The sequence below is a fragment of the Methanothermococcus okinawensis IH1 genome (assembly GCF_000179575.2).
GTDB classification, from domain to species: Archaea; AGJL01; Methanococci; order Methanococcales; family Methanococcaceae; genus Methanofervidicoccus; species Methanofervidicoccus okinawensis.
Genome location: NC_015636.1, coordinates 631,999 through 656,230 on the forward strand (window position 1 = coordinate 631,999; position 24,232 = coordinate 656,230).

Consider the following 24,232-nt stretch of genomic DNA (forward strand, 5'->3'; position numbering starts at 1 on the left):
TATTTACAATTATAATTTTTTATTTTATTAAATTTATGCAATAAAAATTAAGAAATAAATATACATTATAATAAAATAATAAGTTTTTAAAAAATATAATTTATAATTAATTATAATATTATAATTTAAATTATTCCATTTCTTTTATTCTAACTGCCAATCTCTTACCCATGTTGTAGCATTTCTCCAATTCATCCTCTGTTGGAACATAGTATAACTCATACTCATCCAATACATTAAATCCACATTCCTCTAATTCTTTTGCAATTTTATCAACTGCTCCTCCTTCTCCACCCATGGAACCAAATGAAAGAGCAAGTCTTTTTAATCCTGTTCTATTGAATTTTAAACCTTTTAAGTAATATATTATATCCCCAATGGATGGATAAGGTTCATCGTATATTGTAGGTATTCCAAAGAGAACTGCTTTACTGTCTAATATATCTTTGACAATTTCACTTCTTTCATCATAGTGGAGGTAATACATAGCAACATCCACACCTTCACTCATAAGACCTTCTGCAAATGCATGTGCCATTTTTTGAGTTGAGTAATGCATTGTGTCATAGACAATTGTAGCCTTATTTTTACATTTTCCTGTTGCAAAGTTTTGGTATGCTTCAATTACTTTCATTGGGTTTGTCCATATCTGCCCATGAGATGGTGCTATCATTTTTATTTTTTCCAACAATCCGAGCTCTATAACTTCATTGAATTTCTTCAATACAAGTTTTGACAATGGCGTAATTAAATTTGCATAGAATTTCTGGTTTGCATCCATTAATATAGGCTCTGGAATTTCGTAGTCATATCTCTGTGGGAAACATAAGTGCTGACCAAAGGCATCGTTTGAGAATAAAATTCCTTCTTCTGCATAGAATGTGAACATACTGTCTGGCCAATGTAATAATGGTGCTTCAAGGAATACCAAAGTTTTTCCGCCTAAGTCTATTTTATCCAATGATTTAACGACTTTAAATGGTGCATTCTTTAAGGAAGAATAGTGTTTTTTTAATCCTTCAACTGCTACCTCTGTACAGTATATAGGAGCTTCTGGGAATTTTTTATGGATTTCAGTTAGAGCTCCTGAATGGTCTTTCTCAACATGGTTTTGAACAATTACATCTATTTTAAATTCTTTTCCTTCTTTTTCAAAAGCATCTTTTATTCTTCCCCACAATTGAGCGGATGTTCCTGGGTATGTATTGTCAATCAATGCAGTTTTGTCCTCCCCAAATACCAAATATGCATTGTATGTGGTTCCTTTTAATGTATATCCATGGTACATTCTAATATCCCAGTCCATTACTCCTACCCAATATACTCCATCTGCTATTTTAAAAGCATCGGCTTTCATTATATCACCTTTTTTATGGCTTTATTAATTGATAGTTTTTTTACACGCTATAATATGGATTATTTAATATAATAAATTAACCGTGCGTATTTCGGTTAATTATACCACTAATTATACGAAATTCGAATCAAAAAAATAATGTTTATATTTAAAGTTTTATCTTTTTATTTTTTATTTAAGTTTATATTTTAAAATCAATAGCATCCTTTTTGCAGGCACTTTTACATTCAAAACATCTTACACATTCCTTCTGATTGACATCATTAGTTAGTTTTATCTGCATTGGACATTTTCTTTCGCATAATTTACACCTTACACAGTTATTATTTAGTTTTAACTTGAATAATGGTTTTATTGAAAGTATAGATAATAATGCCCCAACTGGACAGAAGTATTTACAAAAAGCTCGAGGGTTAAAAAATGAAATTATTGTAAATACTGTCAATACGACAAGTGCCATTGCATTTTTAGATAAACCTAACAAAGCATATAGATTTAACTGGAAAACGGTTATTATTATAAATAAAAACAACACAATGTATTTTAAATATATCAACTTATTATGAATGTTTTCTGGGAGCTCCGGAAGTTTTTTTAACTTAAATAATTTGACCCTTAATATGTAGCTAAGTTCAAACAAAAACCCCCATGGGCATAACCATCCACAATAAACCCTCCCAAAAATCAGCGTTAAAACAATAACTGCTAAAAATATAATAATAAAATTTTTCCCAGCAAAACCGGATAACATAAATTTATCCATAAGCCCTATAAGCATTAAAACATAACTTCCTGACAGAATAAATTTTATAAAAACTGCTGTTTGGGATATTTTTCTTAATATTTGAAGCTTATCCATTAAATTCACCATCATAATAAAATGTTAAAAACTTAATGATATGTTAAAAACTGATAATAAATGTTAAAACTCATTATAGTATATTACAAAGAATTTTGACCAAAAATCCCACATCTACCGCAAAATTTATTTTTACATTTATAAGGCAAAAGTGCTTTTCTTATGGCATCCAATGCTATATATCCTGCTTCATGAAGCATGGTATCTTCGAGCTCCTTATCATATTCCATACTTCCTAAACATGGGTAGTTATGATGGGCATTAGCTATTTCATCCTTTAACTCATTTATAATTTTTCCTTTAATCCTTTTGGCTATATAGTATGTTTCACCACATGGTGCCGATATAATTACCTTAACATCATCTATTTTATGTCCATCAGATGATTTAATTTCTAGTTGTGGAAATCCTATTTTAAAGTAATCGATAAATTCATTTAAAACATCCTTATTATATTTCTTTTTCAAAGCACAAAATGGCTTTGGATTTTCAAAATCAATCCCATTTTTTTCACAGATTTCTTTTAAACTGTTTCTCATAGCTATTGATAAATCGGATGGGGTTTCTGATGGAACAATTAATAATTTGTAATTTTTTTCTGCGAGCATATTTGGGAGCTCATATAGTAAATCCTCATGAAGTTGGGCTATTGCCACATCACCTTGTGGGATCTCAGGCATATAATCGGAAGCATCCTCTATAAATTCATCCTCATCAATAGGTTCCAAAACTACCTCCTTTACATCGTCTTTATAGCTCCAATCCCCTCGGCAGTTATAACAATCTTCACATATTCTACAAAAATCTGGTTCATTCAGAAGGTTTTTATAAAATTTCTCCATTCTCTGGTTTCCCTTGTGGTATATAAATGTAGCTTTCATAATATATCACCTAAAAGTTAAAGATGAATTAAAATCCCTTATACTGTTTCAAATTACTTTAAAAAAGTTATTTTATATATTTTAATGGGGTATTCAATACATAAAAACATTTTTGACTACCATTTTAAAAAATAAGATATAATTTTTATTAAAAAATTTTTAATTTTTATTATTCTTATTATTATTGTTTTTAAATTTTTGGACTATTATTTATTTTAAACTATTGGCGAGCTCTCTTACCTTGTCCTCAATCTCATCCCTTACTTTCCTATAAAATTCAATGTCTTTATCTGCTGGGTCTTCAATATTCCAGGCAATGTGTTTTTTAGCTGGAACAAGAGGGCAGGCGCCTAAACATCCCATAGTAACTACAATATCGAAATTTCCCACTTCTTTAACCACTCCATCTATTGTCTGAGGTCTCTTTTTAATTTTTAAGTTTTTCTCACTCATTACTTTAAAAACCATGTCATCAATATTTTCAGTTTTTTCTACCCCTGCACTGTATGCATCAAGTCCGAATTTTCTCCCAAATGCCTCAGCCATAACACTTCTTCTTTTGTTGTGTACGCAAACAAATAAAATTTTCATATTATCACATCTTATTATTATTTAACTGGTTCTATTTTAAAATAGCAGGCATCTGCTCCTTGTGCCATACATTTTATCTCATCCACCACCACAGTTTTATTTAATATACATTCATAGGCACCAGCAAGCACTCCTGCATCAAAATAACATATGGGTTCATCGGATTTTAACCCATCGCATAATGCACAATCATTTACCTTAACAACAAGCGGTTTTTTACTTTCAATTTTTAACATTCCCAAATTATTTTTTCTGAAAAATTTTTTCAATTCCCTATAATTTTTTGGATTAATATATCGCCCAAACTCATATCCAATATCATACAGTGTAATTTCAGAGTTTAACTCTTTAATTTTTTTCATCATAACCATAATCATGAGTCTTAATATTTCTAGTGGAATATATTCTTTCTGTCTGCTGGTGTATTTTTCTTCAATAAATATACCCTTTTCTTTATCATATCCCTTTTTTAAATGCTCAACAGTTTCTTTTATAAGGTCATCGTCGTTTGAAATATATATGCCTCCACCATTTGTCGCACCACTATTATTCTTTCCCAATATTGTAAAAAAGTCATCCATATTTCTTGTTTTTAGCTCCATTTTCATGCTATCTCTTCAACTATTTTTTTATATACTTATATTTAATATATAACCTACATATAACTATAATGGTGCGAATAACGGTTAAATAGTCTAAAAAAGAGACGAAAAACGGAAAATAAGGATATTAATAAGATAATAATAAAATTAAGAAAAATAATATTACTATTATAAATTTGGAGTATTGTAATTTATAATAATCTATAAAATTTCTTTGCATTTTTATATGTGGAGCTCACTATTTTGTCCTCTTCAACACCTATTTTTTTCATATACAATTTTGTTCTTGGCAAGGCATAAATATCAGCCTTTAAACTTCCCAAATCACTGCTTAGGATAAATTTTTTATTATAATTTTTTATTATCTCAGATGCTTCAATATGGCTTATTTTCATGCTTGGCTGAACTGTTAAACCAATATAAACATCCTTATCTATAATATCCACAGTATCTTTATTTATGTGGTCAATCATCACTAAATCATCCTTTATTTTCACATCATCCAAAATTTTTAAGATTTCAAGTAATGCCTCTTTTTTATTCTTTTCTGGGGTATGAATAATTATTGGCATATTGTAATCCTTTGCCAAATATAACTGCTCTTTTAAAAGGTTTTTCTCATCATCGGTTAAATAATGTAGTCCAGTTTCTCCAATAGCCACAACATTTTCATTTTCAAAATAATCAGGTAATTTTTTTAGGAGCTCATCCCAATGTTTAGGATACCCCATAGGGTGAGCCCCCACTGCAACCTTAACATTAACCCCGGCCATTTTTCCTCGTTTAGTCTCTAACTTAACTAACCTATCCCAATGGTCTAAACAAACCTCTGGAACGCTCATTTTGTAAGGGTCATGGGCACAGGTAATTATTGTTTCAATCCCACATAAAGCCATTTTTTCCAAATCTTCAAAACTTCTTACATCCAAATGAGTATGGGCATCTATCATAATATCACCTAAAAAATAAATAAAATAATAATAAGATAATAATAATTTGAACATGATTAAATTTTAAAATAAAAAATTATTTGGTTAAATGATAATAAAACTTCTCATCATCTGCAAGGCAGTGAATTGTTGCCTGTCTAATTCCAAAATTTGTTCCAACTTTTTTAACGAACTGCTTTTCTATATCGATAGTTTCCTTTAAAATCTCTACAATATCGCCATCGTTGTTTATGTTTATCGCAGGTTTCTCATGGTAGTATATTATATATTTTTCATATAGGAGCTCCGCACTATTCATTTGAGCCTTAGAAAAATCGTTTAACAATTCGTTATTATATTGTTCGATTGAAGATAGTTTGGCTATTATTGACAGTTTTATTTTATTGGCTATTATTTTCACCACATTTTCTTTTAAATGTTCCATCGTTTCACCCGAATATTAAAATAGATTAATTTAATAAATTCCAATATAATGTTAATTTTATAATAACATATAAAATAATAATAAAATAATAATAGAGTAATAATGGAGTAATACTATTAAAATTATAAATAATAAATTTTAATAAATTAGTCAAATTTAACTTTCACAGCTCCTGTTGGACATACATCTTCACAAACTCCACAGCCTGTACATTCCTCTTCATGAGCTACAACAACCTTTTCTCCATCAATTTCAAAAACTTCCATTGGACAGTTTTTTTCACATTCTCCGCATTCTTTTGCTCCTCTGCATATATCGTAGTTAATTGTTACGCTTGGCATCCCATCACCAAAAAATGATTATTTATATTTATTTATTTTTTATTTTATTATATTTTAAGTTATTCGTTAATTTTAATTGGTTCTTCTGGACCGCCTATTTTTGAAGGGTGCGGTGCTTTGATTACAAAGAATTCAAGAACATCACATGTTAAATTTTGAGCAATCATCTTTGTATTAAACGGCAAATGGATTATTGTTCCAGCAGGATACACTTTTGGCTCTTGGTCTTCCAGAGTTAACGTCATCTCCCCCTTTACAACTATTAAATGAACCTTTGAGTTTGTAAAGTGCTTAGGTGTGCCTTCCCCTTTTGGAAATATCATATGAATAATTTGAACTTCGTCGGTATTGACTATTTTTTCCACGAGTTTTGAATCAGATTCTGTTGTAAAATTATATACTGTTTCTATCACAATATCTCCTTAAAAAATGGATAGTTAATAGTTAATAGTTAATAATTATAACGGTTATAGATGGACATTATAGTTAATAACCATTATTTATTTTTGCAATTATTTGTTTATCAATCTTTCAATATCTTCTTCCACTGTTGAAATGGTGCTTATTCCAAATTTATCCACAAGAACCTTTGCAACATTTGGTGATAAGAATGCAGGCAGTGTAGGTCCAAGAACTATATCTTTCACACCTAAATAAAGTAATGCAAGCAATACAGCGACAGCTTTCTGTTCATACCAAGCTATATTGTATGCTATTGGCAGTTCATTTATATCTTCCAATCCAAATACTTCTTTTAATTTAAGAGCGATTACAGCAAGTGAATAGCTATCGTTGCACTGTCCTGCATCCAATACTCTTGGTATTCCCCCTATATCTCCTAAATTTAATTTAATATATCTATATTTTGCACATCCTGCTGTAAGGATTACAGTGTCTTTTGGCAATGCCTTAGCAAATTCTGTATAATACTTTCTTGTATTGTGTCTTCCATCACATCCAGCCATTACAACGAATTTTCTTATGGCTCCTGATTTTACAGCTTCAACAACTTTGTCAGCTAATGCCAATACTTGATTATGTGCAAATCCACCTACAATCTTACCTGTTTCAAGTCTTTTTGGTGGAGCACATTTTTTAGCATGTTCGATTACTTCTGAAAAGTCTTTATTTCCATTTTCATCTTCTGGAATTCTTTTAAGACCTGGGAATCCTACTGCACCTGTCATATATATTCTATCTTTGTAGCTGTCCTTTGGTGGAACGAGACAGTTTGTTGTCATTACAATAGGACCATTGAATGCTTCAAACTCTGTTAATTGAGCATGCCAAGCTCCTCCATAATTACCTACAAAGTGCTCATATTTTTTAAATGCAGGATAATAATTTGCAGGCAACATTTCCCCATGGGTATATACATCTACCCCTGTTCCTTTTGTCTGTTCCAATAATTGCTCCATATCTTTTAAATCATGACCACTTATCAATATACCAGGATTATTCCTAACCCCTATATCCACCTCTGTTATTTCAGGATGACCGTAAGTTTCAGTATTTGCCTTATCCAATAAAGCCATTGTATCTACTGCGTATTTACCAGTTTCAAGCACAAGAGCCGTCAAATCATCAGCAGACAGACTGTCATCCTTTGTAGCAACTAGTGCTTTTTTTATGAATTTATGAACATTCTCATCGTTATAACCTAATGCCATAGCATGGCACATATAAGCCCCAATACCTTTAAGTCCATAGGTTATTAATTCCCTTAAAGACCTTATATCTTCATTTTCTGTTGCTTGGACAGATACCTCTTTTGAATAGGCCTTTGCTATAATGTCCTCATCATTTTTTGGCATCCATGCTGCATAATCTGGGAGCTCACCACAGCATTCTGAACATGCGTATTTTGACTTTAATTCTTCTCTAAGTTCCAAACCTTTTTTAATTTTCCTTATAATGTCTTCATCGTCGAAATTCACATTTGTAATTGTTGTGAAAAGTGCATCTACAATAAATTCGTCTATTTCTTCATTAGATTTTCCTGTTTTTTCGCATACATATGCCAAACCTTTTAAGATATATATTAAAAGGTCTTGAAGATTAGCCACATTATCCTTTTTACCGCATACTCCAATTACTGTACATCCAGTGTTCCTTGCAGTTTCCTGGCACTGATAGCAGAACATCTTTGTTGGTCTTGTATTGTTTGATTCCATAGTTTTACCCTCCAATATTTTATCTACAATTGATTTTATTTTATTTTGTATCTCATTCAATTTATTCACCTGTATAATTATTTATTTTTTAATATATAATAACTACTATTTATAATAAAAAATCGTTATTTTTGATATAATTATTATTTTTCATTTATTAATTACATTTAGATTATATTAACATTTTAAAGATGCATTTAATAATATAAAAAGATTTTTGACTATATTATACCAAAAGAAGGTATAATTATTGTTCTTTTTTATAAGATATTTGATATAATTATTATGAATATAATAAAAAAAGTTAATAAAATATATTAAAAGGTAATGAAATTGATAATAAATAAAATATGATAACACCTAAAACTAATCAAGATAATAATAAATAGTTAATAGTAAATAGAAGTGTACAATCATTGAAATAAATTAAAAATAATGTTATTTAAGATTTTAAAAACTCAAAGCCCCATATCTACATACGCTTAAACATTTTGAACATCCTTTTACACAGTTGGATTTATTTATGACTGTTACCCTCCCATTTACAATGCCAAACACTCCATTTTCACAGACTTTATAACATAATGTGCAGTTTTTGCATTTCGTATAATCTATTGTAGGTCCCCATACATTATCTTTTTTAAATTCCTTTTCAGTTTTTTCAGTTTTTTTATTATCCCCACCAAATATTATATGTTTTATTTTTGAAAACATAACATCGCCTTTTTAATCATTTAAAAAATAACTACTTTATCATATATTTTTCCATCTATTTTATTTATTTTATCATAAAATTTAGAAACATCTTTCGAATTCCCCTCTACAATAAAAATCTCTACTTTTTTATTTTTTCCACAAGATGTGGTTATATATGATTGATTTATTGATTTCACTATATCATTATGTTCAAAATATGCCTTACTCATATATTCCATTGCCTTTTTTGTCGGCGTATATACAATTATAATAATACCACTAATAGTGCCCTCCTTATTTAACTGATTACTTTCCAAGATATGCTTTCTTGTGGCATCTCTTATGAGCTCACTTCTACTTGAATACCCCTTTGTTTTTGCAACTTCATCTATCTCCTTCAAAAGAAACTTTGGAAAGGATAGGCTAATTCTTTCAACATTTACCATGTTATTACCTATTTCTTAATTAATTTATTTTTCTTACAATTTTATATTTTTATATTTTTTACATATTCTGGTGTATTATCATGTGGAACACCATAATAAAATTCCCTTGAAGCCTCAAAAATTTTTATGCATCTATCTCCAAATCTTTCAACATCCTTCAAAAACATTCCAAATTGAATATAATAATTTATATCCTCTGATTTACATCCCTTATCTGAAATATTTTTCATAATCTCATCCAATTTTTTATGTAAATTTTCCTCTAATTCGTATATTTTAAAACTCATTTTTTTATTTTTCACCATATCCATGGCAATTATAAACATTTCTTTGATAATATCAAATATCTCATCAACATTATTGGTTAAATAATCCTTTATTGTTAATCCATTTGTAATTTCTTCGGCAATATTCGATATGTAATCCCCGCATCTTTCAATATTTGAAGCAATTAAGGATAACAGCATTGCCTGTTCCATCGGCAAATATTTTAAACTATCCATTTTAATAGATAAATGAATTTCTTCTTCCATTTTATTTAATGCATAGTCTTGAAATATTATACATTTTGCATCTTCTAAATTGTGGGTTTTTAGTGCATTAACCACTTTATCCAAATTAAATAATACATTATTGCCCATTTTTTCAAACATTTCGATAATATTATTTAACGGTTCATCTATATCTTGGTATATGCCGAGCTCCGATAACTTATCCATATTAACAACATAAGGATGCATTACAACTCCTTTTTCCATTAATGGTTTTAAAAGTTTTGCAACATATCTTCTGCTTATATTAAGTTTTTGGGCAATTTCATCCTGTGTCTCTGGTTCATCTTTAATTATAATTTTGATAATTGCCGCCAGCGTGGCTTCTTTTCCTCTTAACATTATACCACAAATTTTTATTTTTTTATTTTATTTTTATTTTTTATAAAAACTCTTTTTTTATTTCTTTTATTCCTATTATATTATTTTAATTTTATTATTTTATTATTTTTTTAAATCTTTTTCTTATTATAATATATTATGATTATATTATTTTTTTATTATACATTATTATTGTAATATAGCTATTCAAAGTATATATTTTGAAAATAAAAAAAGAATTTTACCGATATGTAATATCCATACCACGTATGAAAGGAAAAGATATTTTAATAGATGAAAATAAGGATAAAATGTAATTGATAAGACATATTATGATATAGAAACTGGATTTAAAGTTGTTGATGATAATATGATAATATTGTAATAATTAATAATTATAATCTAATTGAGGGGAAATATGAAATTAAAGACGATGTATTATAAATTAAAAACAGATAAACCATTGAAAAAATCTCAAACTCCTTATTTGAGAGGATACATTTTAAATAAATTGATAAATATGATTATAAAGAATTGCACAATCACAGTGGAGGGGGCTTTATATATTCATATCCTAAAATTCAGTATAAAATATTAGGAGGTAATGCCAACATAATAGGACTAAATGAGGGAGCAAATATCTTAGGAAATATAGTATTAGAGCTCAGCACATTAGAACTAAATCATGAAACTTATAAGGTTGTTGATGGTTATATCTATGTAAAATCTGAGGATTTTGGAGTATGCGATAATTTAAAAAGATATAGATTTGTATCTCCATGGATTGCTTTAAATGAAAAGAATTATTCAAGTTATAAAAAATTAAATGAGAATAAGCGAAAAGAAAAGCTTGAAAGGATAATAATTGGAAATATACTATCCATGAGCAAATATCTAAATTATACCGTTGATAAGAAAATAGAGGCTAATATATTAGAATATAACGAAATTCCAGTCAATTATAAAAAAACAAAATTTATTGGATTTTTTGGAAAATTTGAAGTTAATTTTGATATTCCAAATCTTTTTGGGATTGGAGGGAAGGTATCAAAAGGATTTGGCTCAGTGGTGCGTATGTCTGAATAATATATATCTTAATAATTTACATCGAATTTACATTATATATTTATACCTTATAGGTATACGATTTAAGCACTTCATCCTTTAATTTATCAACTATTTCTTTTTTATATTCAATAAACTCCATACTACTTCTTTTTCGAGGTCTATCAAGATTAATATCTACAATATCCTTTACCCTTCCAGGTCTTGCAGTCATTATAATTACCCTATCTGATAAATAAACGGCTTCTTCAACACTGTGGGTTATGAAAACTACTGTTTTTTTATCCTTCTCCCATATCTTTAAAAGTTCATTTTGAAGTATTGTTCTTGTTTGGGCATCCAGAGCTCCGAAGGGTTCATCCATAAGCACAATTTTTGGGTCATTTGCTAATGTTCTTGCAATTGCCACTCGCTGTTGCATACCTCCACTGAGCTCATAGGGATAGGCATCTTCAAAGCCTTCCAAACCTATCATCCTTATAAACTTTTTTGATATTTCATTTCGTTCTGCCTTTGGAACTCCTTTTATTTCCAAACCAAAACCTACATTTTCCAAAACAGTCCTCCAAGGTAATAATGTATATTGCTGAAACACCATACTCCTTTCTGCACCAGGTTTTTCGATTTTTTTCCCTTCAATAAACATCTCCCCAGATGTAGGCTTTTCAAGCCCTGCAATCATTCTCAATAATGTGGATTTTCCACAACCACTTGGACCTACAATAGATAAAAATTCATTATTTTTAACTTCAAAACTCACATTATCTACTGCTAAAACTTCCTTTTTTTCTGTAATAAACTTTTTAACAACATTTTTTATTTCCAATATAGCAGCCATAAAAACACCAATTTATGTATTAATGCAAAAATATGTATAAATTATAAATAACATAATAATAGGTTCTTTTATTAACTATTCATTAGTTATTTACTTTCTATATATTATCACTATTATTCACTATATCCATATTACCCATATATCTATCGTTTATTACATCCATTTTCATCATTAGTATCTTTTATTATTTTATTATTATTTTATTATTATTTCATCATGGTTTTCCATTTAAAGTATCTATCCTCAACATATCTCAACCCCCTATCAAGGGATAACCCAATTATACCAATTATTACCATTGAAGCCACGACAATATCCATCCTACTGAGTGAATAGGCATACATAATTAAATATCCTAAACCAGCATCGCTTCCTGGTAGCATCTCAGCTGCTACAACACACATCCAAGCTATACCTGCCCCAACCCTCAATCCAGTTAAAATTCCAGGTGATGATGCAGGAATAATAACTTTTAAAAGTATGTCCTTTTCCTTAGCACCGAGGGTCTGAACTGATTCTATAAGTATCTTTGGAACACTTTTTACGCCTGCAATTGTATTTATCAATATTGGAAAGAACGCACCGATAAATATAATAAAAAGCATGGATGTTTCACCTATTCCAAACCATGCAAGAGCCAGTGGAACCCATGCAAGTGGTGGTATTGGTCTTAGGAGCTCTATGAATGTATCAAATAAATCATGGATTATTGAGAAATACCCCATTAATATACCAAGTGGAACAGCTACAATTCCTGCTATTAAAAAGCCCGATAAAACTCTCTTAATACTAATAATTGTATTACTTACAAGATTAACCCCTGTTCCCAATATTGGATTCTGAGGATGTATTAAAACATTGAAAACATCTTCCAATCTCGGCAATACTACGGGATTATTTAACCATATCGCCAACCCTTCCCACAAAACTAAACCAAATATAGGTAAAATTAAATTTTTTAGAATTTTTAGAAGTTTCATAAGATACCTCCCAATTATTTAATATCAATTTTATATTTTAGAAGAATATACATGCAATAAAATATTAAATTAGGTTTTTATTATAATTTTTAATATTTTTATTAATATTTTATTATTTTTTATACATTATAGTTGTCGTATAATATAATCATTACTTAAAAACTTTATTAAAATATAAATTTATATTATCATAAATAGCAAAAAATAACCATGATATTATATTTATAACTATATATAATATCCTACATAAAATAAAAAATTAATATAAATATTAATTATGATAGCCATATAAAATAATAACAAACCTTGATTCTGCCTTATCAAGTTCTTTTAATGAATTTCCCTCTATAATATAAATATTATTATATTTTTCAATTGTTGCATTACGGTTTCCTCTTATAATATTAATAACCATAGTTTTATTGCTATTTTTTACCATATAAGCCTCAGTGCTATTATTAAATATATTTTTATCTACAATTATATGTGGATAATATTGATTAAGAGCTTTAAGTTTAAATACTAAATCAGCAATTGATACGCCGCCTTCATCGCTTGGGAGAGATTCATTATATTGGAGATATATTATTTTATGACTGAGATAATAATTCCGTATATCTTTATTAGTCGTGTTTATCAATTGTGTAGATAATGCCTCACCCAATGTTGTTCTTAGTGGCACTGTAATGGTTGTATTGTTAATATTTACAAAGATATATTTGTTATAATAGTTGTCATTATTATAATGGCCTGAGCTCTGTTTATCGACACAAGAACATAAACTAACTGCCAATATCACAGAACAGGTGAGTAATATTATTTTAATCTTTTTCATAAAATCTACCTATTTTAGTTATATTACAATATACCCTGTTTTATCATAATTTTAATTTAATTTATTACATTTATTTATTATATTTTTATTATTTTATAAATTATAATTTAGTATAATTTTATTATTGCCTATTATTTATTAATAACTCATTAACTATCTTCTTAAATGTTTTATCATCTATATACTCCCCGCCTTCTCTTGTTTCCTTTACCTTTTTAACAATTTCCCATAATTTATCTCTGGATACTTCAATACCCATTTCCTTTAATTTAGATTCCACAGCTTTACATCCAGAATGTTTTCCAAGCACGATTTCTCTTTTTTGACCAATTTTTTCAGGAAGAAAAGGCTCATAAGTTAGTGGATTTTCAAGCACAGCATCAACATGAATACCGCTTTCATGATAAAATACTCTGTCCCCTACTATTGGTTTATTTACAGGAACTGGCATGTTGGAATATTCTTCCACCATTTTGGATAGTTCTTTTATTACAGATATATTGAGCTCCATATCAACATCATATAAAACCATCAATGCCATGACGAGCTCCTCCAATGATGCATTTCCTGCCCTCTCACCTATGCCATTTACTGTGGTAGATACAGCTTTTGCACCGCCCAAAAGCCCATAAATTGAATTTATTACTGCAAAACCAAAATCATTGTGGCAATGAACCCCAATATGTGCTTTTTTTAAATTTTTGCTTAATTCTGAACATATATAATATATTGATTGAGGCGTCCCTGCACCTACGGTATCTGCAATATGGACTCTATCTGCCCCATGTTCTTCTGCATTCTTGTGGATTCTTATTAAATCCTCAATAGGTGTTCTTGTAGCGTCCTCTGCTGAAAATGCTACAAAAAGACCGTGGTCTTTTGCATATTCCACAGCATTCATTCCCATTTCCTCAACTTCATCTATGGATTTATGAAGTTTATATTTCAAATGAAGGGGAGATGTAGCTATAAAGGTAATTATTCCATCTACATCACAATTTAGGGCTTTATCAATGTCATCTTTTAGAGCTCGCGATAGTGCCAATATTTTTGCATTCAATCCTTCATTAGATATACATTTTACTATCTCCCTCTCTTTTTTTGACACCGCAGGAAACCCAGCTTCAATTTGTTTGATACCAAGCTCATCCAATTTTCTTGCAATGTTTAATTTTTGTTCCTTTGTAAAACATACGCCCGGTGTTTGTTCCCCATCTCGCAATGTGGTATCATATATATAGGCGTCTCTTAGATTTAATTTTGGATTATATGGGCATACTTCTTTCCATTTCATTTTATTTCACCATAATTAAATAAAATTAATATTATATAAGATATATTTCTCAATTCTTAATTTTTTAAATTTTTTAAATTTCTTATATTATTTCTCTTTGTTTTATTTATTTATCATATTAATCTTAATCTAAGAAATATTAAAAAGAATATGAAAAATACAATGCATATAAGATATATAAATAATATTAAAAAATAATGTCATTGTAAATATAATTAATATTAGTATAATAAAATAAAATTTTAATTAATAATAAATAATATAATAATATAACATTAATAATATAATCTTAGATTTATTTTTTTACCTCCAATATATACAGTGTATCCTTAGCTTTAAGTTTTTTAATAATATCCCCATTTTTAACAATTTTACCTACGATATTTGTTCCTTCAAATGTTTCTCCCGTAGGTCCATATTTATCATTTGGACTTAACCTTATACCAATATATCCCTTATATCTTTTAACCATATTGGTTACTCCAATAACTCCTCCTTCAAGACTTTCAGATGGGGTATTTTCTGGCAATAAGCCTTTTGAATATTCATCATTTCTTTCAAACATAACCATATCCCCAGTTTTGAAATATACCTTTAAAGTTCCTATATTTTTTGTTGTAAGTCCCGTAGTTTTTCTAAAATACCATGCCGTATTAGGTGCCTTATCATCGTATATCTCAATATACAATAATTCATCGGGGGATATACCTTTTGTAATTACCTCTTTCGATTTCAAAACATCCAAAGTATATTCTGGACTTTGTTCTATTATTATGGCATTTTCATCGGTATTACCTTCCATTTTGTGAGTAATACCATGCTTTTTAAATAATTCAGATGCTTCTTTTTGAGTTTTTCCTATGGCATTTAATCGTTCTGGTTTTGATACCACAGATATGATACCAGTATCTGAAAAGTCTGCGAGCTCTATACCTTTGGTTATTTTACCCACTACGGTGTGGGATAACGAAGATGCCCTATTCTCCTTGTATATGTATACTTTACCAACTCCCGCCCCAATATTTCTAACGGTAATTGCTCCTCTTTTCCTATCTTCAAGATTATCCTCATCAATACTTAGAGTCTGCAATCTGCAATCTGCAATAAATGTATTTGTAAATTCTGTAATTTCAAAATAACCATCTTCCATTAATGCAAGGGCATGCTCCACAGTTTTTGAAGGTCCTTCAAATTCTGCTTCACAGTATGTCCATATTTTCCATCCGTCCTCTAACTCCATATTTAGGTCTGTTGTTGTTAAATAATCTATTTTTTCTCTTGATTCCCTTATTGGCTCAATGGATATTATATAATCCTCGGAGGTTAATTCGGATAAAACCCTTTTTCCAGCAATTAATATACCAATTTTTGGATTTTCAATACCATAAACCTCTTGAGTATCTTTTTTAATAAATATAATATAACCTTCTGTCTTATCAAATCCAGAAATACCCAATATTACATCCCATTTTTTGAATTTTTCAGCCTTATTGCTCATCGGCAAATCAATTGTTATATTTCCAAAGGATACATCAGAAACACTTTTCCAGCCTATGTGTTTTCCATTGAATTTTTTATAATTTTTATTCCAAAATTCCACTGTATCGGAGCTCTCCGTGATACCGACTATCATAGAACCTTTTGTGGTGGTAATCTTATATTTTTTTGATTCTTTCTCTTCCTCTTTTTTTATTCCTTTTATAATTACTATATTTGCCCCCATCTTGTATGGTTCTCCTGCTATCACATCTTTAAGAAATTTTCCAGATTTCTTAGTATTATTAACTAATACCTCAGCCATTTTTATCAACTCCAATAAACCAACATATATTTATATAATTAACTAAATATAATTAGAACTTAATACAATATAAAAGATTTATGTAAAAATTATATATGTAATATGTGTTATAAAATTATTATCATAATACTTATTTAATTAATTTTAATTTAATGGATATAAAATCATCATAATTATTTTTATAATTTTAAAAATGTTTTAACTTATATTTTATGTATTTTAATATTAATTTTACATATTTCAAATAATTATCTTTTAACATAGATATACTTAATATAAGAAAGACTTAACATAAGAAAGATAAGGGATATAATATGACAATAGAAGAGCCTATAAATGATAAAAACAGCAATGAAAAAAGACTAACATCCAAAGCTAAAAAAATGCTCAGAGCTCAGTCACATAATATAACCCCCGTAGTGTGGGTTGGTAAAGAAGGAGTGGGTAAGGTAATAATGGAAGTCAAGAGGCAGATAAAAGATAGAGGACTTATAAAAGTCAAAATTAGGAAAGGTGCATTAGAACATAGCGATAAAAAAGAAATTGCAGAAAAAATAGCCATTGAAACAAACTCTGAAATAGTAAGTTTGGTAGGTAATGTAATTACACTGTTTAAACCAAGAGAAGGCTGGAAAAAATATACTACTACCAAAAAACCAAAAAAAGAAAAATATATAGAAGAATTTGAAAAATTTAGAATAGGACGAAAGCTTAGAAAATAGAAAATAATAAAATATAATATATCGATGATTATAAATTGAAAATAAGGGAAAAGTATAATAATAATAGAAAATAATATATAGTGGTTTGTAAAATTATAATAAAGATTGCCCGGTTATGGATTTTAAAAATTTTGAGATATAATATATAACAATAGACCTATTGCCTCGATTTTAATAAAGGTTTTATCATTAAATAATTTAATCTAAATGGATATAAAAATATTATTATAAAACTTATAAAATATTATAAAAAATAATGAAAATATAATAAAAACTAAAATAGGAAATAATAAAAAAGAATAAAAATTTATTGAGGTGTTTAAATGACAACAGTATATGATGTTCCCCCAACAAAATTGATTGAAAAATTGGCAGAAAAATTAAAAGAAATGAATATCGAAGAACCTTCTTGGACAGCATTTGTTAAAACAGGAGCTCATAAAGAAAGACAACCTGACAATGATGACTGGTGGTATATAAGATGTGCTTCTGTTCTAAGAAAAATATATACAAATGGACCAGTTGGTGTTGAAAAATTAAGAAGTGCCTATGGTGGAAAAAAGAACAGAGGACACAAACCTGAGAAATTCGTAAAAGGTAGCGGTAATGTTGTGAGAACTGCATTGCAGGCATTGGAAAAATTAGAGCTCGTTAAAAGAACAAGAGAGGGTAGGGCAATTACTGCAAAAGGACAGTCATTATTAAATAATACTGCAAAAGAAGTTAAAGACGAGATAATTGGCGAAATTCCTGCATTGTCAAAATACTGATTACTAAATAAATATTCGTATAACTAAACTATTTAGCATCTGAGGGAAATTATGGACCCTGAAGAAATAAAAAGAAGAAAAATGTTAGAAATGCAGCAAAGAGCCGCTGCTAATGCCGGAGTTGATGAACAGGCACTTCAACAGCAACAACAATATGAGCTCCAAAAAAGAAAAATACTTAAACAGATTCTATCCGAAGCTGCAAGGGCGAGATTATCAAGAATTAGAATGGTAAAACCTGAATTCGCAGAACAGGTTGAACTACAACTTATTCAGCTAGCTCAGATGGGAAGATTACAAATTCCAGTATCTGATGAGCAGTTAAAACTACTTTTGGATAAAATATATGAAATGGGCAAGTCTAAGAAGAAAGATATTAAATTTATTAGAAAATAGATATTTAAAACAGATAAATAACATAAATATATAAAGATATATAAATTTAAATAAGGTTTTGATATGGAAAAGGTTCATGTTCTATTCAGTGGTGGTAAAGATAGCTCATTATCTGCCATACTTTTAAAAAAACTTGGTTATGAACCTGAACTTATAACCGTAAATTTTGGAATACTTGATTCTTACAGGTATGCCCAAGAAACCGCAAAAATATTGGCACTTCCCCATAATGTAGAATATTTAGACCAAGAAATACTTGAAAAATCCGTAGATATCATCTTAAAAGATGGTTTTCCATCAAACGGCATTCAATATATCCATAAAACTGTTATAGAGCTATTATCCGATAAATATAAGATTATTGCAGATGGGACAAGAAGAGATGACAGGGTTCCAAAATTATCCTACTCAGAAATTCAAAGTATTGAAATGAGAAAAAAAATTCAATACATAACTCCATTAATGGGATTTGGTCATAAAACCATCAGGTCTCTTGTTAATAGCTATTTTATCATCTCTGAAAAAGAAAGTGAAGATTTATTAAAATCTGATTATGAAACTGAGATAAGAGAATTGATAAAATTAAGAGGAGAAAATCCGCTAAATTACTTCCCAAAACATATACAATCAAGAGTTGTAGGTCTTAAAGAAAAAATATAATAATAAAATAAATAATTAATTAAAATAAAAAATATAAAAATATAAAAATATAATAAAATAAACGATGAAAACATAAAAAATATAAAAAGATAAAAATAAAAAAGAGGTGTATATATGTCATCAATTAAACCACATGCTAAAAAATTAAGATTAGGTAAAGCATTAAAACAGAACAGAAGAGTTCCCTTATTTGCCGTTGCAAAAACCAAAGGTAAAGTAAGAAATCACCCAAAAATGAGAAATTGGAGAAGAAATAACCTTAAAAAATAAAAATATAAGGAAAATTAATTAAAAAATAAAAGATAATACCATTTTATATATAATTATATAATATTATTTTTAATATTTGACTATTTTACCACTCTTATATATTCCAACGGTTTTTTGGATATTTTCGGATGTGCAGAATATCAAATCTTTTGAATATCCTAAATTTTTCAAATTATTTGCGGAGCTCCCATTGAAGATCAAGGATTTCCAATCTGACTTAACCAAATTTAAAACAGGGATGAGCTCTTCATTATAATAGGGTTTTGTTTCATTTAAATGTTTTAAAATATATTTTGTAATAATTCCAGCACCCACATAATCTTCAATAGCAAAAGTACCTTTTCTATGGCATGGTATTATTAATATATCCTTTTTATTTTCTTTTGCCATATTGTAGGCAACTTCTGCAACATATTTTGCATTTGTTATGGAACCCATCAATATATTATCTGATAAAATACTTTTCAAAATCCTTGTTCCATTTGTAGTTGTCAATAAAATATCTTTTCCATTGTTTATTTGAGATATTATATAATCTTTATTCAATCTTATTTCAAATGGAGAATTTCCAAAATCGAAATCTTCAATTTTCTTCCCATTTCTTTCCCCTATCTTAACAAAATTATTACTGTTGTTATTACTGTTATTATTAATATTGCTATTATTACTATTATGGTTAAATTCAATATCTTCAATACTATCGGTTATATATATTTCATTGCAAATTTCCAGCAAAGTTGTAATCGTTGTAGAAGCTCTAAGAACATCCACAACAATTACACAGAAGTTTCTAAAATCATAGACTAAATTTTGCATTAGATTATCCTGTGATGAAGTAGTTATAGGAGCTCCATAAAAGTTATGAGATATATTTATATTCACAATATCACCAAAATTATTAACATTATTAAAATTAAGATATTTAATATAAATCATATATAAATATAAACTGCAAATATAAATTAAAATATAAATTAAAATATAAATTAAAATATAATTGTGATAACTCATGGTATTTGATGGATTGGCAATATTCAATGGTATTTTTGAATTATTAGGTGTTATTTTTTTAATATTTATTGCATTAGGTATATTAATATTATTAACTGCCATAATTTTAAGCTATTTTCTTGTAAAAAAAGATAGGTTAATATTTCCAAAATTGTTTTTATATATTATGGATAATTTCTATTCCATACTTTTAAAAATATTCCTTTTGGTTGGAACAGAGGATACATTTTATAAAATTGGATTGGATTTTTACAATAAATATTATTACGATAAATTTAAAAAAGCAAAAAATAAGGTTTTAATTTTACCGCATTGTTTAAGGGATTTAAAATGTCCTGCAAAGTTAGGAGCTGATGGAATTCAGTGCGTGTTTTGTGGTAAATGTCCCCTAGGCGATATAATAAAAACTGCAAAAGAAAACAACTACGATGTATATGTAGTTCCAGGCTCAACATTCTTAAAAAGAATATTGAAGGAAAAAAGACCCGATGGAGTGTTTGGAGTAGCCTGTTATAGCGATGCATTTCACGGTATGAACTACCTTTCAAGAAAGAGCATTGCCACACAAAGTCAGCCATTATTAAAGGATGGATGTATAAATACATCTGTTGATGTTGAGGAGTTATTGAGACGATTAAAGGACAATAATAAGAAAAAGTAGGGGATATATCTAAATAGGAGATTGAAAATAATAAATAAAAAATAAAATAAAAAAGAATAATAAAAAGAATAATAAAAAAATAAAAATATATAAACATATAAAAATCTTTTAATATTATATAGCATATATCTTTGATATATATCTTAAATTATTAAATTATTATAAATTAAAATACATTAAAAAATAAGAATTAAAAACATAAATACATATAAAAACTTTAATATATTCTAAATTATACAGCTTATTATAAATAGGATTTATTGGTAATATTATTGATAATATCATTAAACTATAACTATACATAAAAATATGTAGAATAATATATAACGAATTTAGCAATTTATTATAAATTATTTTTAAATTTAAATGGTGATAAGATGCTATCAAAGATAAAAAACACATTAAAAGGCATAACAAAACAGAAATTAGAACAGGACAATGGAACAAAATATATTATGTTTGGTGGAAAAGGTGGTGTAGGTAAAACTACCATGAGTGCAGCGACAGGTGTATATTGTGCAGAACAGGGTTTAAAAACTGTTGTGGTTTCAACTGACCCGGCACATTCTTTAAGAGATAGCTTTGAACAGGAATTCGGACATGAGCCTACAAAGGTTAATGGTATTGAAAATTTATATGTTGTAGAAATTGACCCTCAAAAAGCTATGGAAGAATATAAGGAAAAATTAAAAGGTCAAATTGATGAAAACCCTATGCTCGGGGGAATGATGGAAGAACAGTTGGAAATGGCATCTTTATCTCCTGGAACTGATGAAAGTGCAGCATTCGATGTATTTTTAAAATATATGGATAACAACGAATTTGATGTTGTTATATTTGATACCGCTCCAACAGGTCACACCCTAAGATTTTTGGGACTTCCTGAGCTCATGGACAAATACATGTCAAAAATGATTAAGTTCAAAAAGCAGATGAGCGGAATGATGAAGATGATGAAGAAGATAATGCCGTTTGGTGGCAAAGACAAGGATATAGATTACGATAAGGCATTGGAAGAAATGGAAGTTATGAAAGAGAAAATAACAAAGGCAAGAAAAATATTGGCAAATCCAGAAAAAACATCATTTAGAATTGTAGTTATTCCAGAAGAAATGAGTATTTTAGAAAGTGAAAGAGCTATGAAGGCACTTGAAAAATATAAAATTCCAGTAGATGCCGTAATAGTAAATCAAGTTATACCAGCAGATGTTGAATGTGATTTTTGTAGGGCTAGAAGGAAGCTTCAACAGAAAAGATTAGAACTTATTAAAGAGAAATTTGGAGATAAGGTTATTGCACAAGTTCCATTATTAAGAACAGAAGCCAAAGGTCTTGAAGTGTTAAAACAAATATCAAAAATACTTTATGGCGATAAAAAAGAAGAAGATAAAAATATAAAAATAGAAAAAGATGAAAATAGTAAAAAAGAAGAAATGACAGTAAATAATTAATAGTAAATAATTAATTTTAATATATATTATTTTTTTATTTATTTTTTTATTATTTTATTTCTATTTTTAATATTTAGTTTTTTTTAATTTCCCTGAGCTCTATCTAAAACAATATCAACAATTCTATCATCTGCACCCATAGGTTCTCTATAAATTATCTCCACACCTTCTGGAAGCTCTACTTTTTCGGTGTCGTGGTGATGGTGATGATGGTGATGTTCTTCTCCATGCTCATGATGATGGTGATGTTCTTCTTCATCTCCTCCTTCGTAAATTCCTAAAATCTTTGGAATATCCCTTTTTGTATGGTTTCCATGAGCCAGAAAAACAGGAACAACGATGATTTTTTTAGCTCCTTTTTCAATGACCTTATTTATTGCCTGAGGTATGGTAGGCTCATTGAATTCCATCATACCAACTTCTACAATAGGGTATATGTTTTTTCCTTTATCTTTTCAGCAATTTCAGAAACTATTTCCTTTGAATAAGGTAATCTACTTCCATGACCTATTAAAACCAATGCTTCCATTCTATATACCTCGTTTATTTCTTACATTTACTTTTTTATATTAATACTTTTGTTAATATTATTCATAAACATATTTATAGTTTTCGAATTCTGTTAATTTATTTCCACCACAAAATAAAAAATTTTAGCAAGGTTTTTAACGTTTCAAACATATGCCCCTCATCTTTATATATAACAACCATATATGTTTATATATAAATTACATGATTAACTTTGACATTAGATTAACCCATTGGAATATTATGTGGAAAAGTTCTCGTGAAATATATTCATTATATAGAGCTCTGCATTTTTTCCATTAAAGCAACTTAACAAACGAATATTTATTCCAGCAGTCCGATATAAATGCACTATATTATATGCAATATATCCTACAATAGAAAGAGAAATAAAAAAGGGTGGTGGAAAATATGAACAAAATCATTAATTTTTTACAAAAAAATCTTATATTGGTAGTTTTTGTATTAATGGTCTTTTCAGTAATTTTAGGCAGATGTTATCATAATTTTTTTGTAAATCTAAAAATATTTTTGCCATTAGCATTGTTCCTCATGCTTTATAAACCGATGATATACCTTGGACTTAATGAAGCTTTCACAAAGAAAACTGATATCAAGAAAAAATATCTCATTATTTTAACAGTTTTTTATACAGTAATTTTTCCTATATCCTCTTATCTTTTGATGAAATTTATTCTCTTAGTTCTACCAAATATTGACCATAATTTAGTTGCCGGTTTGGTAATACTTACATTAT

27 protein-coding genes and 1 pseudogene are annotated in these 24,232 nt (G+C 28.3%); 8 read left to right on the top strand and 20 right to left on the bottom strand.

What is annotated here, in order from left to right; genetic code table 11:
- Window positions 1–130: 130 nt before the first annotated feature.
- The 13 genes from METOK_RS03165 to METOK_RS03225 form a co-directional block, all read right to left on the bottom strand.
- Window positions 131–1,357 carry an FprA family A-type flavoprotein gene (locus METOK_RS03165; RefSeq protein ID WP_013866789.1) on the bottom strand — a complete coding sequence of 409 codons (1,227 nt, stop codon included), beginning with the start codon at window positions 1,355–1,357 and terminating at the stop codon, window positions 131–133.
- Window positions 1,358–1,538: 181 nt separating this feature from the next.
- On the bottom strand, window positions 1,539–2,216 hold the full coding sequence (locus tag METOK_RS03170; RefSeq protein ID WP_048057859.1) for a 4Fe-4S binding protein: 678 nt from the start codon (window positions 2,214–2,216) through the stop codon (window positions 1,539–1,541).
- An 83-nt stretch (window positions 2,217–2,299) separates the two neighbouring features.
- Entirely contained in the window at window positions 2,300–3,097 is a 798-nt protein-coding gene (locus METOK_RS03175) for a DUF166 domain-containing protein (RefSeq protein ID WP_013866791.1), read from the bottom strand.
- Between the two features lie 210 nt (window positions 3,098–3,307).
- The gene (locus METOK_RS03180) at window positions 3,308–3,688 is read right to left on the bottom strand and encodes an arsenate reductase/protein-tyrosine-phosphatase family protein (protein ID WP_013866792.1); all 381 of its coding nucleotides are present in this window, start codon (window positions 3,686–3,688) and stop codon (window positions 3,308–3,310) included.
- 17 nt (window positions 3,689–3,705) lie between these two features.
- Window positions 3,706–4,296, bottom strand: a complete 591-nt coding sequence (locus METOK_RS03185; protein ID WP_013866793.1) for a V4R domain-containing protein — start codon at window positions 4,294–4,296, stop codon at window positions 3,706–3,708.
- Window positions 4,297–4,481: 185 nt separating this feature from the next.
- Complete coding sequence (locus METOK_RS03190; protein ID WP_013866794.1) at window positions 4,482–5,240, bottom strand: TatD family hydrolase; 759 nt, start codon at window positions 5,238–5,240, stop codon at window positions 4,482–4,484.
- Window positions 5,241–5,316: 76 nt separating this feature from the next.
- A complete protein-coding gene (locus tag METOK_RS03195; protein ID WP_013866795.1) occupies window positions 5,317–5,664 on the bottom strand; it encodes a hypothetical protein in 348 nt (115 codons plus the stop codon).
- Between the two features lie 146 nt (window positions 5,665–5,810).
- Window positions 5,811–6,005: a 4Fe-4S dicluster domain-containing protein gene (locus METOK_RS03200; protein WP_013866796.1), complete on the bottom strand. Its 195-nt coding sequence runs from the start codon at window positions 6,003–6,005 to the stop codon at window positions 5,811–5,813.
- A gap of 59 nt (window positions 6,006–6,064) precedes the next feature.
- Window positions 6,065–6,418, bottom strand: a complete 354-nt coding sequence (locus tag METOK_RS03205) for a cupin domain-containing protein (protein WP_013866797.1) — start codon at window positions 6,416–6,418, stop codon at window positions 6,065–6,067.
- Window positions 6,419–6,517: 99 nt separating this feature from the next.
- Window positions 6,518–8,179 carry a hydroxylamine reductase gene (gene hcp / locus METOK_RS03210; RefSeq protein ID WP_048058021.1) on the bottom strand — a complete coding sequence of 554 codons (1,662 nt, stop codon included), beginning with the start codon at window positions 8,177–8,179 and terminating at the stop codon, window positions 6,518–6,520.
- A 450-nt stretch (window positions 8,180–8,629) separates the two neighbouring features.
- On the bottom strand, window positions 8,630–8,893 hold the full coding sequence (locus METOK_RS03215) for an ATP-binding protein (protein ID WP_013866799.1): 264 nt from the start codon (window positions 8,891–8,893) through the stop codon (window positions 8,630–8,632).
- A gap of 20 nt (window positions 8,894–8,913) precedes the next feature.
- On the bottom strand, window positions 8,914–9,321 hold the full coding sequence (locus METOK_RS03220) for a CopG family ribbon-helix-helix protein (RefSeq protein ID WP_013866800.1): 408 nt from the start codon (window positions 9,319–9,321) through the stop codon (window positions 8,914–8,916).
- A 41-nt stretch (window positions 9,322–9,362) separates the two neighbouring features.
- Entirely contained in the window at window positions 9,363–10,214 is an 852-nt protein-coding gene (locus METOK_RS03225; protein WP_013866801.1) for a PhoU domain-containing protein, read from the bottom strand.
- A 513-nt stretch (window positions 10,215–10,727) separates the two neighbouring features.
- Between METOK_RS03225 and METOK_RS03230 the strand changes: the two genes are divergently transcribed.
- Window positions 10,728–11,279, top strand: a complete 552-nt coding sequence (locus METOK_RS03230) for a CRISPR-associated endonuclease Cas6 (protein WP_332247755.1) — start codon at window positions 10,728–10,730, stop codon at window positions 11,277–11,279.
- Window positions 11,280–11,319: 40 nt separating this feature from the next.
- Here the strand turns inward: METOK_RS03230 and METOK_RS03235 are convergent, their stop codons facing one another.
- The 5 genes from METOK_RS03235 to mmp3 all read right to left on the bottom strand — a co-directional run bounded on the left by METOK_RS03235 (window position 11,320) and on the right by mmp3 (window position 17,006).
- Window positions 11,320–12,096 (bottom strand): ABC transporter ATP-binding protein, encoded by a 777-nt coding sequence (locus METOK_RS03235; RefSeq protein ID WP_013866802.1) that lies wholly within the window; start codon window positions 12,094–12,096, stop codon window positions 11,320–11,322.
- 206 nt (window positions 12,097–12,302) lie between these two features.
- The gene (locus tag METOK_RS03240) at window positions 12,303–13,076 is read right to left on the bottom strand and encodes an ABC transporter permease (protein ID WP_013866803.1); all 774 of its coding nucleotides are present in this window, start codon (window positions 13,074–13,076) and stop codon (window positions 12,303–12,305) included.
- A gap of 271 nt (window positions 13,077–13,347) precedes the next feature.
- Complete coding sequence (locus METOK_RS03245; protein WP_013866804.1) at window positions 13,348–13,911, bottom strand: hypothetical protein; 564 nt, start codon at window positions 13,909–13,911, stop codon at window positions 13,348–13,350.
- A 121-nt stretch (window positions 13,912–14,032) separates the two neighbouring features.
- Window positions 14,033–15,205, bottom strand: a complete 1,173-nt coding sequence (locus tag METOK_RS03250; RefSeq protein WP_013866805.1) for a homocitrate synthase family protein — start codon at window positions 15,203–15,205, stop codon at window positions 14,033–14,035.
- Window positions 15,206–15,500: 295 nt separating this feature from the next.
- Window positions 15,501–17,006 carry a methyl-coenzyme M reductase-associated protein Mmp3 gene (gene mmp3 / locus METOK_RS03255; RefSeq protein WP_013866806.1) on the bottom strand — a complete coding sequence of 502 codons (1,506 nt, stop codon included), beginning with the start codon at window positions 17,004–17,006 and terminating at the stop codon, window positions 15,501–15,503.
- A 314-nt stretch (window positions 17,007–17,320) separates the two neighbouring features.
- Here mmp3 and yhbY point away from each other — a divergent pair, with 314 nt between their 5' ends.
- The 5 genes from yhbY (at window position 17,321) to METOK_RS03280 (ending at window position 19,824) form a co-directional block, all read left to right on the top strand.
- On the top strand, window positions 17,321–17,728 hold the full coding sequence (yhbY, locus tag METOK_RS03260; RefSeq protein WP_013866807.1) for a ribosome assembly RNA-binding protein YhbY: 408 nt from the start codon (window positions 17,321–17,323) through the stop codon (window positions 17,726–17,728).
- Window positions 17,729–18,051: 323 nt separating this feature from the next.
- A complete protein-coding gene (locus METOK_RS03265; RefSeq protein ID WP_013866808.1) occupies window positions 18,052–18,498 on the top strand; it encodes a 30S ribosomal protein S19e in 447 nt (148 codons plus the stop codon).
- A 51-nt stretch (window positions 18,499–18,549) separates the two neighbouring features.
- Window positions 18,550–18,894 (top strand): DNA-binding protein, encoded by a 345-nt coding sequence (locus tag METOK_RS03270; protein ID WP_013866809.1) that lies wholly within the window; start codon window positions 18,550–18,552, stop codon window positions 18,892–18,894.
- Between the two features lie 63 nt (window positions 18,895–18,957).
- Window positions 18,958–19,554, top strand: a complete 597-nt coding sequence (locus METOK_RS03275) for a DUF7411 family protein (RefSeq protein WP_013866810.1) — start codon at window positions 18,958–18,960, stop codon at window positions 19,552–19,554.
- Between the two features lie 114 nt (window positions 19,555–19,668).
- Window positions 19,669–19,824: a 50S ribosomal protein L39e gene (locus METOK_RS03280; protein ID WP_013866811.1), complete on the top strand. Its 156-nt coding sequence runs from the start codon at window positions 19,669–19,671 to the stop codon at window positions 19,822–19,824.
- 69 nt (window positions 19,825–19,893) lie between these two features.
- Here the strand turns inward: METOK_RS03280 and comB are convergent, their stop codons facing one another.
- Window positions 19,894–20,706: a 2-phosphosulfolactate phosphatase gene (gene comB, locus METOK_RS03285; protein ID WP_048057860.1), complete on the bottom strand. Its 813-nt coding sequence runs from the start codon at window positions 20,704–20,706 to the stop codon at window positions 19,894–19,896.
- Window positions 20,707–20,833: 127 nt separating this feature from the next.
- On the opposite strand from comB, the gene METOK_RS03290 reads away from it, so the two are divergent.
- Both METOK_RS03290 and METOK_RS03295 read left to right on the top strand, forming a co-directional pair.
- Window positions 20,834–21,496 carry a DUF116 domain-containing protein gene (locus tag METOK_RS03290; protein WP_013866813.1) on the top strand — a complete coding sequence of 221 codons (663 nt, stop codon included), beginning with the start codon at window positions 20,834–20,836 and terminating at the stop codon, window positions 21,494–21,496.
- Window positions 21,497–21,873: 377 nt separating this feature from the next.
- Window positions 21,874–22,947 (top strand): TRC40/GET3/ArsA family transport-energizing ATPase, encoded by a 1,074-nt coding sequence (locus METOK_RS03295; RefSeq protein WP_013866814.1) that lies wholly within the window; start codon window positions 21,874–21,876, stop codon window positions 22,945–22,947.
- A gap of 83 nt (window positions 22,948–23,030) precedes the next feature.
- Here METOK_RS03295 and cfbA read toward each other — a convergent pair.
- Window positions 23,031–23,476 (bottom strand): annotated as a pseudogene (gene cfbA / locus METOK_RS03300) (sirohydrochlorin nickelochelatase).
- Window positions 23,477–24,232 lie beyond the last annotated feature (756 nt).